The 11,754-nt window shown below is 59.7% G+C and carries 11 protein-coding genes and 1 pseudogene; 8 read left to right on the top strand and 4 right to left on the bottom strand.

All coding sequences use genetic code 11. The features are described 5' to 3' along the window. Positions 1-138 precede the first annotated feature (138 nt). From PMI29_RS10375 to PMI29_RS10365, 3 genes are read left to right on the top strand one after another with little or no spacing between them, the layout of a single operon-like run. Positions 139-513 carry a GtrA family protein gene (locus tag PMI29_RS10375; protein WP_008000221.1) on the top strand — a complete coding sequence of 125 codons (375 nt, stop codon included), beginning with the start codon at positions 139-141 and terminating at the stop codon, positions 511-513. Further along, complete coding sequence (locus PMI29_RS10370) at positions 510-1,475, top strand: glycosyltransferase family 2 protein (RefSeq protein WP_008000224.1); 966 nt, start codon at positions 510-512, stop codon at positions 1,473-1,475. Before PMI29_RS10375 ends, PMI29_RS10370 begins: the two co-directional genes overlap by 4 nt. Continuing rightward, positions 1,472-3,025 (top strand): glycosyltransferase family 39 protein, encoded by a 1,554-nt coding sequence (locus tag PMI29_RS10365; RefSeq protein WP_008000226.1) that lies wholly within the window; start codon positions 1,472-1,474, stop codon positions 3,023-3,025. The genes PMI29_RS10370 and PMI29_RS10365 overlap by 4 nt, the downstream gene beginning before the upstream one ends. 33 nt (positions 3,026-3,058) lie before the next feature. Here the strand turns inward: PMI29_RS10365 and PMI29_RS10360 are convergent, their stop codons facing one another. After that, positions 3,059-4,678, bottom strand: a complete 1,620-nt coding sequence (locus PMI29_RS10360) for an FMN-binding glutamate synthase family protein (protein WP_008000229.1) — start codon at positions 4,676-4,678, stop codon at positions 3,059-3,061. A 165-nt stretch (positions 4,679-4,843) separates the two neighbouring features. Continuing rightward, complete coding sequence (locus tag PMI29_RS10355) at positions 4,844-5,644, bottom strand: helix-turn-helix transcriptional regulator (protein WP_008000231.1); 801 nt, start codon at positions 5,642-5,644, stop codon at positions 4,844-4,846. 124 nt (positions 5,645-5,768) lie between these two features. On the opposite strand from PMI29_RS10355, the gene PMI29_RS10350 reads away from it, so the two are divergent. The 5 genes from PMI29_RS10350 (at position 5,769) to PMI29_RS10330 (ending at position 9,975) form a co-directional block, all read left to right on the top strand. After that, complete coding sequence (locus PMI29_RS10350; RefSeq protein WP_008000233.1) at positions 5,769-6,590, top strand: carbon-nitrogen hydrolase family protein; 822 nt, start codon at positions 5,769-5,771, stop codon at positions 6,588-6,590. Between the two features lie 231 nt (positions 6,591-6,821). Beyond that, positions 6,822-8,147, top strand: coding sequence for an APC family permease (locus PMI29_RS10345; RefSeq protein WP_008000235.1), 1,326 nt, complete (start codon positions 6,822-6,824; stop codon positions 8,145-8,147). 231 nt (positions 8,148-8,378) lie between these two features. Further along, entirely contained in the window at positions 8,379-8,813 is a 435-nt protein-coding gene (locus PMI29_RS10340; RefSeq protein WP_008000237.1) for an NUDIX hydrolase, read from the top strand. A gap of 23 nt (positions 8,814-8,836) precedes the next feature. Continuing rightward, entirely contained in the window at positions 8,837-9,475 is a 639-nt protein-coding gene (locus tag PMI29_RS10335; RefSeq protein ID WP_007985735.1) for a LysE family translocator, read from the top strand. A gap of 2 nt (positions 9,476-9,477) precedes the next feature. After that, on the top strand, positions 9,478-9,975 hold the full coding sequence (locus PMI29_RS10330; RefSeq protein ID WP_008000239.1) for a GNAT family N-acetyltransferase: 498 nt from the start codon (positions 9,478-9,480) through the stop codon (positions 9,973-9,975). Between the two features lie 146 nt (positions 9,976-10,121). On the opposite strand, the gene metR is transcribed toward PMI29_RS10330, so the two are convergent. Beyond that, positions 10,122-11,039, bottom strand: coding sequence for a transcriptional regulator MetR (gene metR, locus PMI29_RS10325; RefSeq protein WP_008000240.1), 918 nt, complete (start codon positions 11,037-11,039; stop codon positions 10,122-10,124). 117 nt (positions 11,040-11,156) lie between these two features. Further along, a pseudogene (locus PMI29_RS10320) lies at positions 11,157-11,754 on the bottom strand (dermonecrotic toxin domain-containing protein); the annotation flags it as partial.

Consider the following 11,754-nt stretch of genomic DNA (forward strand, 5'->3'; position numbering starts at 1 on the left):
ATCGGGATATTACCGGATGTCTCGGGCGTTGCCCCGCGGCTCAACCGCTGGTCTGAAAGGTCCGTTAACCTGCGCTTTCTGACAGTAGACAGGCTCAAATATTAATGAGTGCAACGTTCTAAGCAGCAGGAGCCTCACATGAGACTGTTGTGGAAAGGGCTGTCCAGTTACACGGTGATCGGGGTCGCCAACACCCTGATTCACTGGCAGATCTTTTTCCTGCTGAGCGTTGCGGCCGGCCTCAGTCAGGCAGTCAGCAACCTGGTGGCCTTCTGCGTGGCTGCGTCGTTTTCCTTCTACATGAACGCGCAATTCACTTTCGCCGCCAGGTCCTCGGTCGGCGGTTATCTACTGTTTGTTTCGGGAATGGGAGCGTTGAGCCTGGGTGTCGGCCATTTGGGCGACGTCTGGCGATTGCACGGTTTGCTCACCGTGGCCCTGTTTTCGGCATTGAGTCTGGTACTTGGATTTTTGTATTCAAAATACGTGGTGTTTCGCAGGCGTGACACATGAAAGTCTCGTTGATTGTTCCGGTGTTCAATGAGGAGCAGGCGATTGACCTGTTCTACCAGGCTGTTCGCCAGGAGCCCTCGCTAAGCCCCTATCAGGTTGAAATCCTGTTCATCAATGACGGCAGCACCGATCACACTTTACTGCTGGCGGGCTCGATCGCTCGGCAGGACAGCGATGTGCTGCTGATTAATTTTTCGCGCAACTTCGGCAAGGAGCCTGCACTGTTTGCCGGGCTGGAATATGCCACCGGTGATGCGGTCATTCCGATGGATGTGGACTTGCAAGACCCGGTCAGTGTCATTTCCCGGCTGATCAAGGAGTGGACCGATGGCGCTGACGTGGTGCTTGCCAAGCGTCGCAGCCGTTCGGCCGACGGTTATTTCAAACGCCATTTCGCGGCCATGTTCTACCACCTGCTCAATCGGATTGCCTCGACCCGCATCGAAGAAAATGTCGGTGACTTTCGCTTGATGGACAGGAAAGTCGTTGACGTCATCAAGAGCCTGCCGGAGCACCAGCTGTTCATGAAGGGGGTGTTGTCATGGGCTGGATTCAATACACGAGTCATTGAATACGATCGCGCGCCACGTGCCGCCGGCAAAAGCAAATTCAATATCTGGAAGCTATGGAACCTGGCACTTGAAGGCATCACCTCGTTCAGCACGGTGCCGTTGCGTGTTTGGTCCTACGTGGGCGGCATCATCTCGCTGGCGGCACTTTTGTATGCGGTTTACATGGTTTTGGACAAGGTGCTGTTTGGTAATGACGTGCCGGGGTATCCATCGTTGATGACGGCGATTCTGTTTCTGGGCGGCGTTCAATTGATTGGCATCGGCATCCTCGGTGAATACATCGGGCGCATCTATATGGAGTCCAAGCATCGGCCCCGCTATGTCATCCAGGACATCATCAAAAGCAGTGACGAGCAGGCCGACAAACCCTCACTGAAGAGGATTGTATGAACACGATGGAGCGCCTGGCCGAGGATGTTCAGGTGCGTCAGTGGCGTCTGGTCATCTACCCATCGATTGTGCTGGCGTTGCTCACCCTGGCCCTGATCGTTCGATTTCACGGGATTTCAGTCCCGATCATCTGGTACGACGAAGGCTATAGCCTGATGCTGAGCGAGCGTTCGCCGGCATTGATCTGGTCCACCACGGCGGGAGACGTACATCCGCCGTTGTATTACGTGATTCTTCATTACTGGACGATGCTGTTTGGCGCCAGTGTGGTGGCTGTGCGCGGCCTGAGCGCCGTGGCAGATGTGGGCACGGTGCTGTTCAGTATCAAACTGATGAGTCTGCTCGCCACGCGAAGAGCGGCCTGTATCGCCGCAGTTTTGCTGGTGCTGCTGCCGATCACGGTTCGTTACAGCCAGGAAGTGCGCATGTACACGCTCGTCGGTTTCTGGCTGATGGGCGCCACGGTTGCGCTGGTCTGCTGGAGTCGGCAACCGCAACTCAAACGCTATCCCGTGATGTACGTGCTAATGATGACAGCGGCTTTCTACACGCACTACTTTGCAGTGCTCTGTGTGCTGGTGCATTGGCTGTATTGGTCGGGGCTGGGCAGTGGCGAGTCGGCATCGTTGCCTGTGCGCAAGTGGCTGCTGGCCAATGTCGCGATTGTCGTGCTGTATTCGCCCTGGTTGCCGCATCTGATTGACCAGACGTGGAAAATGAAAGGGCTCGAATGGATATCGCCGACCACGTGGGAGATGTTGCCGAGCTTTATCGCGCAATGTGCGGCGATGATTTCTACCACGGAGGGCGGGTTGTGGGGGACGCTGATTGTCTCGGCGGTGGTGATCGCCTGTTGTGTGATGGCGTTGCGGTATGGGCGCACCGATCGCCGCTCGACCGTGCTGGTCATCGGTTACTTCTTCGTACCGCTCATCACGGCATTTTTCTTGTCATTGGCCGTTCCGATCTTCGTTCCCAGGTACCTGGTGTTTGCCGCAGCCGGTTTGCCTTTGTTCGTCGCCGTTGTGCTGGACCAGTTGGCTGAACGACGCCCTGTGATTGCATTCCTCTGCTTGAGCGTGTTTGTTGCAGGGGAGGTACATGGACTGCAGAAAGTGTATTCGCAACTAGACGGGATGAACGGAACCTTCATTCGTAAAATGGCCAGGCTGGACACATTGGCAGATGGCATCAAAAGGGAGGCCGAGGCGGGTGACGAGTTGGTCATTGACGGCTTGTACTGGTATTTGCCGTTCCACTACTACAACACCACGGGTATCCAGCCGAGGCTTTACATCGCCCGATTGCCGACAGGAGCTTCGGACGGTCCCTTCAACTATGGTGGCTGGCTTCTTATCCCTCAGACGTTGGACTGGATTTTTTTCGACAATGTCGCAACAGTAAAACTCAGTTCCAAAAGAGTCTGGTGGGTGACCGGCAGGCCCCGGCCGGAAAAAGTCGTGACATTTCCCAAAGGATGGAAACAGACGCAGACCCTCAAGGGAGAGGAAGTCGAGGCGCGCCTGTTTATAATCGGCGGCGAGCGCTGAAGTCGTCCCAAACCTTCAGCGCTGGAGCCAACGTCAGGCCGCTGCCACTTCATTGGGCTCAAAACTGTCCGCCCGCGCCATCTGCCACATCCGCGAGTAGAACTCGCCATTCACTTCACCGGTCAGCAGCTCGCCGGGTTTGAGGAATACGTGCAACTGCGAGAACAGCTTGATCTCGGTCGCCGACATGCGTCGCACCAGGTGCTTGGCGGATAACTGCGACGGATGTTCGAGGCCGGCGGCGGCGAGCATTTCCGCCAAAGCCTTGAGCGTGCTGCGATGGAAATTGAATACGCGCTGGGCCTTGTCCGGCACCACCAACGCTCGCTGGCGCAGGGTGTCCTGGGTGGCGACGCCGGTCGGACATTTGTTGGTGTGGCAGCTCTGCGACTGGATGCAACCGATGGCGAACATGAAGCCGCGCGCCGAGTTGGCCCAGTCGGCGCCGATGGCCAGTACGCTGGCGATGTCGAAGGCGCTGACGATCTTGCCGCTGGCGCCGAGTTTGATCTTGTCCCGCAGGTTCAGGCCCACCAGGGTGTTGTGCACGAACAACAGGCCCTCGCGCATCGGCACGCCGATGTGGTCGGTGAACTCCACAGGCGCCGCGCCGGTGCCACCTTCCTTGCCATCCACCACGATGAAGTCCGGGAGGATGCCAGTCTCCAGCATGGCCTTGGCAATGCCCATGAACTCCCACGGATGGCCGAGGCAGAACTTGAACCCCACCGGTTTGCCACCGGACAGTTCACGCAGTTGTGCGATGAAATGCATCATTTCGATGGGCGTGGAAAACGCGCTGTGGCGCGACGGTGACACGCAGTCTTCGCCCATCAGGATGCCGCGGGTTTCGGCAATCTCTTTGGTGACCTTGTGTTTGGGCAGGATGCCGCCGTGGCCGGGCTTGGCGCCCTGGCTCATCTTGATTTCGATCATCCGCACCTGTGGCGTTTGCGCTTGCGCCGCGAAGCGCTCCGGGTCGAAGCGACCGTCGCTGGTGCGGCAACCGAAATAGCCGCTACCCAGTTCCCAGGTCAGGTCGCCACCATGTTCTCGGTGATAGGGGCTGATGCTGCCTTCGCCGGTGTCATGGGCGAAATTGCCGAGTTTGGCGCCCTGGTTCAAGGCGCGGATGGCGTTGGCGCTGAGCGAACCGAAGCTCATGGCTGAAATGTTGAACACTGATGCGGAATACGGCTGGGTGCACTGCGGGCCGCCGACCGTGACGCGGAAACTGCTCGGGTCGCTCAACGGCGCCGGGCGCATGGAATGGCCGATGAATTCGAAGCCCGACTGATACACGTCGATCAGCGTGCCGAAGGGTTTGTCGGCGGTTTCATTCTTGGCCCGGGAATAGACCAGCGAACGCTGGGCCCGGGAGAAGGGCAGGGCGTCGCTGTCGGATTCGAGCAGGTACTGGCGGATTTCCGGGCGGATGCCTTCGACCAGATAGCGGATATTGCCGAGGATCGGGTAATTACGGCGCACCGCGTGGGGAACTTGCAGCAGATCAAACAGGCCGACCAGACTGAGGACACCTGTGACGGCGGTGATCGGCCAGACCCAGTCATAGTCAAGAAATGGCAGGCTGGCGAGGGTGAAAATCACGCAGACGGCAAAGAAGGCGTAGCGGCTCAGGAGTGACAGGCTCATACGGTTTCCTTGGGTTCGGACTCAGTAAATTTGGCTAAACACAAAACACTGTGGGAGCGGGCTTGCTCGCGAAGACGGAATCACTTTCAGCATACTGGTTGGCTGACACACCGCTATCGCGAGCAAGCTCGCTCCCACATAAGAGCAAAGCGTTCCAAAGGACGTTCAGGCATTTTGTGCCTGCAAAAAAATCGAAAACAGCTCGGACTGGGACTTGATCCCCAGCTTGCTGTACATGTGTTTCTTATGGACTTTCACGGTTTCGACCGAGATTTCCAGCTTACGGGCGATTTCTTTACTGGAGCAACCGCTGAGCATCAAACGCCCGACATCCAGTTCCCGGGCGGTCAACTGCGCGCCCTTGAGTTGCTGCACCGAAGCTTCCAGTTGTACCCGCCAATCGGCCTGCGGTGGTGCGGGGGCCAGGGCCACGACTTCGTTGATCTCATAGGGTAGACGCTGGCGCAACAAACCGAGCACCCACGGCTGGATCAACGACAACAAGGCGATCTGCTGGCTGCTGAAGCGCTGCGTGCTGCCCAGTGACAGGCACAGCGTGCGGTCACCTTCGAGCTGACAATTGAACTGGATTTCGTCGGCCACCACATTCAGACGAAAGTAGCGCTGGTAATACTCGGTCAGCTCGAAGTGTTCCGGGGCGACTTCCGACAGGCGATACAGTCCGGTGCGCGACTGCTCGCGGCAGGCGATGTAGAACGGGTCGAGCAGGTACAGGCCGCGCAGGTAATCCTGGAACAACTGGTCGGGGCTGCCGTCCTCGCCGGGGCATTCGGCGAACACCTGCGGGCGCTGGTCGGCGCTGAAAAGCAGGGCCACCCAGCTGTCGAAGGACACGTACTGATCCAGCAAACGCACCAGCTGGGTCCAGAAATTGGGCTTGTCCAGGGCGTCGATCAGTTGCCCCACCGAGCGGTGCCAGGCGATGTCGTCCAACGAGAGTGTCATGCATCTACCCCTATCGAGTTACCCCAGCGGCGTGATTCCCCGCCCGGTTGCTTGCTGCGCATACTGGCGCACAGACACCGACCGGGCAATCTTTCTGCCGCCCGGTCCATAACAAGGAATACCCATGAAGGTCGAACTCGCCCAATTGGCAGGTCGTGACAATGACACGGCTTACAACCTCGAACGCACCCTGGCGGCCATTGCCGGGTGCGCAGCCGGCACGCAGCTGATCATGTTCCCTGAAGGCCATTTGATGGGTTTCCCTTCGGCTGAGTCCGTAGCCGAGGTGGCCGAGGCGCTGGACGGACCGTCCGTCAGTGCGGTGATCGCCGCCGCCCGCCAGCGCAATATCGCCGTGGCCATCGGCATGGCCGAGAACGACAACGGCCGTTTCTACAACACTACGCTGCTGATCACCCCCGAAGGCATCGCGCTGAAGTACCGCAAGACTCACTTGTGGGCCTCGGATCGCGGTGTCTACGAGGCGGGCGATCGCTACGCCACCTGCCTGTGGAACGGCGTGCGCGTGGGGCTGCTGATTTGCTACGACATCGAATTCCCCGAAAGCGCCCGCGCCCTGGCGCAACTGGGTGCCGAGCTGTTGATCGTCACCAACGGCAATATGGACCCGTATGGCCCGACCCACCGCACCGCGATCATGGCCCGCGCCCAGGAAAACCAGGCGTTTGCGCTGATGGTCAACCGGGTGGAAGCGGGTGACGGTGGTTTGCTGTTTGCCGGCGGCAGCGCATTGGTCGATCCGCTGGGCACCTTGTTGTTCGAAGCCGGACGCGAGGAAGGGCAGTTTGCGGTTGAACTGGACCTGAATCAGCTGTCGGCGGCGCGCCAGGATTATCGCTATCTGGATGATCAGCGGCTGAAGTTGCCGGGAGAGGTGGTTGAGCGGGCCTGCGGGTTGCGCGAGCTGCTGATTCCTGCGCGCTGATCCGGGTTCTGTGTTGGCTGGACTGACGCCTTCGCGGGCAAGCCCGCTCCCACATTGGCCTTGTGAACGCCCGAGATCCCCTGTGGGAGCGAGCTTGGTCCGGGCGGCGATCCGACGATGAGGCCCTCCCGGACGACACACCTGTCTGACCGAATAACAACAACGCAACACCCGTAATTTGCGCCGAACTCGGCTCTGCCATAAATCCAATAAAATTCGGAGTAGTCGCTCATGGCTCGTTTGCAACGCACCCTGTCACTGGGGTCGGTGGTGCTGTTTGGCATTGCCTACATGACGCCGATCATTGTGCTCGGCACCTTTGGCATCCTCGCCCAATCCACCGCCGGCATGGTGCCGGCCGCGTACCTCGCGGCGCTGGTGGCGATGTTCTTCACCGCCATGAGCTACGGGCGCATGGCCTCGGCGTTCCCGGTGGCCGGCTCGGCCTACAGCTATGTGCGCAAGGCCATCAGCCCGAAACTGGGATTTATCGCCGGTTGGGCGGTGCTACTCGATTACCTGTTCCTGCCGATGGCGATCTGGCTGATCGGCGCGGCCTACCTCAACTCCGCATTCCCGGCCGTGCCGCAGTGGGTCTGGGTACTGGCGTTCATCAGCATTACCAGCGCGATCAACATCGTCGGCCTGAAACTGGCCAACGGCATCAACGCGTTGCTGATGCTGGTGCAGTTCCTGGTACTGATCGCCTTCGTCGCGTTGTGCGTGCATTACGTCGGCGGTGATGCGAGCACGCCGTTGTGGTCGATCAAGCCGTTCTTCAATGGCGACATGCAGATGCCGTTGATCATGAGCGGCGCGGCCATCGCCTGTTATTCGTTCCTGGGCTTCGACGCGGTCAGCACCTTGACCGAAGAAACCCGCGATCCACGCCGTACCATTCCTCGGGCGATCATGCTGATCACTCTGATCGGCGGGCTGATTTTTGTCGGCGTATCGTACTTCGTGCAAATCGCCCATCCGTCGTTCCAGTTCGATAGTGTCGACTCGGCGGCCTATGAAATTGCCCGCAACATCGGTGGTGACCTGTTCGTCTCGATCTTCCTGATCGGCCTGATCGTCGGCCAGTTCGCTTCGGGCCTGTCGGCCCAGGCCAGCGGTTCGCGGCTGCTGTATGCCATGGGCCGTGACGGCGTGCTGCCGAAAGCGTTTTTCGGCACCTTGCACGAACGCTTTGGCACGCCGATCAACAGCATCCTGCTGTGCGCGGTGGTGGCATTGCTGGCACTGAAACTGGACGTCACCACCTCGACCTCGTTCATCAATTTCGGCGCGTTCCTGGCGTTCAGCCTGGTTAACCTGTCGGTGATCTTCCATTACTGGATCGGTGGCGAGAAGAAAGGCCTGCGTGAACTGGTGCTGTTCCTGCTGTTCCCGTTCATTGGCCTGGCAGCGGATTTGTGGCTGATGGTCAGCCTCGATCATCTGGCGGTTTATCTGGGATTGAGCTGGCTGGCGATTGGCGTGGTGTACCTGGCGGTGTTGACTGGCGGTTTCCGTCGGCAGCCGCCGGAGATGGATTTCCAGGAAGCTGCATAAGCGAGCTACAGGCTGCGATCTACTTGTGGGAGCGAGCCTGCTCGCGAAAAACGTCTGGACAACGCGATCATTCAGATAGGGCGCGTTATCGTTGGCGTCCATCGCGAGCAGGCTCGCTCCTACAGGGGATCAGCGGCATCTGCAAAAATCGGTTCGGCTGTTCGCTTTGGTTTTTGATCGAGAGCGGCGGACATGTGATCCTTGCTGCTTTTGAGTCAAAGGCCTTTGATCATGACGACGTTTCCCGCCCAGTCCACCGGACTTATCCACATCGCCGCCGCTTTGTTGATTGGCCCCGATGGCCGTACGTTGCTGGTGCGCAAGCGCGGCACCACGGCGTTCATGCAGCCGGGTGGCAAGATTGAACCCCACGAACTGCCGGTTCATGCCTTGGCCCGTGAACTGGAAGAAGAGTTGGGTCTGGACATCGTCCCGGCGCAGGCCGTTTACCTCGGCCACTTCTCGGCACCGGCTGCCAATGAGCCGGGCTTTGTCGTACACGCCGAGCTGTTTCAGCTGAATATTGATTCAGACGTCACCCCGGCGGCGGAGATCGAAGAGGTGATCTGGATTGATCCACACACCGACGGTGGTGTCTGTCTGGCGCCATTGACACGGGACCTGATCCTGCCGTTCTATCGAGCATCGCTGACCGCGATCGCCTGATCATTACGCAAAGGACTTCGCCCATGATCCCGCTTCAAGACTTGCTGATTTTTGCCGCTGCCGCATTGCTGATGGTGCTGACACCGGGGCCGAACATGATCTACCTGATCTCCCGTTCGATCTGCCAGGGCCGCAAGGCCGGGGTGATCTCGTTGCTTGGGGTGGTCGCCGGGTTCTTCGTGCATTTGTTCGCTGCCGCTGCCGGTCTGACCGCAGTGTTCCTGGCGGTGCCGATGGCCTATGAGGTGTTGAAGTGGGCCGGTGCGTTGTACTTGTTGTGGCTGGCCTGGCAGGCGGTCAAGCCCGGTGCGCGCTCGCCGTTCGAGGCGCAGCAATTGCCCCCGGACTCGTCGCGCAAACTGATCACCATGGGCTTTCTGACCAGTGCCCTGAACCCGAAAATCGCAGTGTTCTATCTGTCGGTGTTTCCGCAATTCATCACTCCGGAGCATGGCTCGGTGTTCAGCCAGAGCATCATTCTCGGCCTGACCCAGATCAGCGTCAGTTTCTGCGTCAACCTGATGATCGCCATGTTTGCCGCGGGTATCGCCTCGTGGTTCGTCAACAACCCGACCTGGCTGGCGATGCAGCGCTATTTCATGGGCTTCATATTGTCGGGGCTGGCACTGCGGCTGATGCTTGAGCAAAAACGGATGGCTTGAGCATGTGGATCGAGCGACTGGATGCCAGCCATGCCCTTGACTATCGGGCGCTGATGCTCGAAGCCTACGACCTGCACCCGCAGGCCTTTACCTCGAGTGTGCGTGAGCGGGCGGCGATGCCGCTGAGCTGGTGGGAGTCGCGCCTGGCCGGCAAGCTGGATGTGGTGCTTGGGGCGTTCGAAGAAGGGCGCCTGGCCGGCATCGTCGGCCTCGCGTTCGAGCCTCGGGAAAAGGCCCGGCACAAGGTGACGCTGTTTGGCATGTACGTCTCGCCAACGGTCCGCCAGCGCGGGCTCGGCTATCAACTGGTCCGGGCGGCACTGGCCGAGGCGCAGAACCATGCGGGTTTGCGCCTGATCCAGTTGACCGTCACCGCCGGCAACGATGCTGCGTTCAACCTCTACCAGCGCTGCGGTTTCGTCCAGTTCGGCCTGGAACCGATGGCGGTGCGGGTGGGGGAGGATTACTTCGACAAGATCCACATGTGGCGCGAGCTCTAAGAACACCGCAATACCCTGTGGGAGCGGGCTTGCTCGCGAAAGCGGCGTGTCAGGCAACATCAATCTTGAATGTTATGCCGCCTTCGTCGGATCGCCGCCCGGAGCAAGCCCGCTCCCACATTTGATCGGTGTTGATCAAGCAACCTTTATCGAACCGCACTAACCCCATCCAATGTCGAAAACGACGTGTCCTTGGCCGTCAGCAAGAAGTCGCGCATGTACGGTGCATCGAGCATGTCGGCCCGGATCGCGGCGTACAGTGTGGCGAACAATCCTTTCTCACCCAGCCGCTTGCCTTTCACGTAACCCCGCGAGCTGTATTCATGCAGCGCCCAATGGGGCATGCCGCACACGCCGCGACCGCTGGCCACCAGTTGCATCATCATCACCGTCAGTTCCGAGGTGCGGACCTGGGCCGGTTCGATGTCGGCGGGTTCGAGGAAGCGGGTGAAGATGTCCAGCCGGTCCCGTTCCACCGGGTAGGTGATCAGGGTTTCCGGGAGCAGGTCTTCGGGGACGATGTAGGCTTTGCCGGCCAGGCGGTGCTGGTTGGCCACCGCCAGCATCGCTTCATAAGTGAACAGCGGGACATAGGTGATCCCGGCCAGATCCAGCGGGTCGGAGGTTACCACCAGGTCCAGGTCGCCACGGGCCAGGGCCGGCAGCGGGGCGAAGGAAAAACCCGAAGCCAGGTCCAGTTCGACTTCCGGCCAGGCGTCGCGGAACTGGTCGATGGTCGGCATCAGCCATTGGAAGCAACTGTGGCATTCGATGGCCATGTGCAGGCGCCCGGCGGTGCCACCGGCCAGGCGACTGATGTCACGCTCGGCAGCGCGCAGCAGCGGCAAGGTGGCGTCGGCCAATTGCAGCAGGCGCAAACCGGCGCTGGTGAAACGCACCGGTTTGGTCTTGCGCACGAACAACGGCATGCCCATTCGCTCTTCCAGCTCCTTGAACTGGTGAGACAGGGCCGACTGGGTCAGGTGCAGGCGATCGGCCGCATCCACCAGGCTGTCGGCTTCGCGCAAGGCGTGCAGGGTCTTGAGGTGACGGATTTCAAGCACCGGGGGCTCCATGAGTAAAACTTGTCGATAAATCGAAAAGGTTGAGTTTGTCTCATGTTGATGCCGCTGTCGACCCTAAGCACGGCGGAGCACATTGCGTGCTCCGCGGTTGTTACTTCACAGTGCGGAAAAGTGCTTGTTGCCCAGCGGTTTGCCGATGTCGCCGCGCCAGATCGCCTCGACCGTACCCCCACTGGTGGCCACGTCCTTCTGCCATTGCAGGCCCAGGTTGCGTTGTTCCGGCCGTTTCAGGTGGCCTTTGACGAAGTCGCTGAACTGAGGCTTGGCCGAGGTGTAGTGGAAGTGTGCGTACCACAGGGTTTGTGCAGGTTCGCTGCGCAGGTCGCGCACTTCGTATTCCTGCAGGAAATCCCGTCGTCCGTCGGCGCGTTTGCCCAGGTCGCGCAGGCCGCCTTCCTTGCGAATGTCCACCACTTGCTGTTCAAGCAGATAGTCCAGATAACCTTCGGTCGGGGTTTTGCTGCTCATGGTCTGATTGATGCGCAAGGTACGCCCCGCGCGCAACATCTCATCGGCCCGATTGCGCAATTGCAGCGCGACGGCCTCGGCGGGGGACAATCGTTCGATGGCCCGGGCGCGCGTGGTCAACTCCGTGGCCTCGCTGCTCATCATGTGCTCAAGGTCGACCGGCAACATGTCTTGCCGTGCGTAGCCTTCGACTTTGCGGCTGTAGGCGCTTGCCGCCTCCAGCCTG

Origin of the sequence: Pseudomonas sp. GM49, from assembly GCF_000282355.1 — a bacterium.
Lineage (GTDB): Bacteria > Pseudomonadota > Gammaproteobacteria > Pseudomonadales > Pseudomonadaceae > Aquipseudomonas.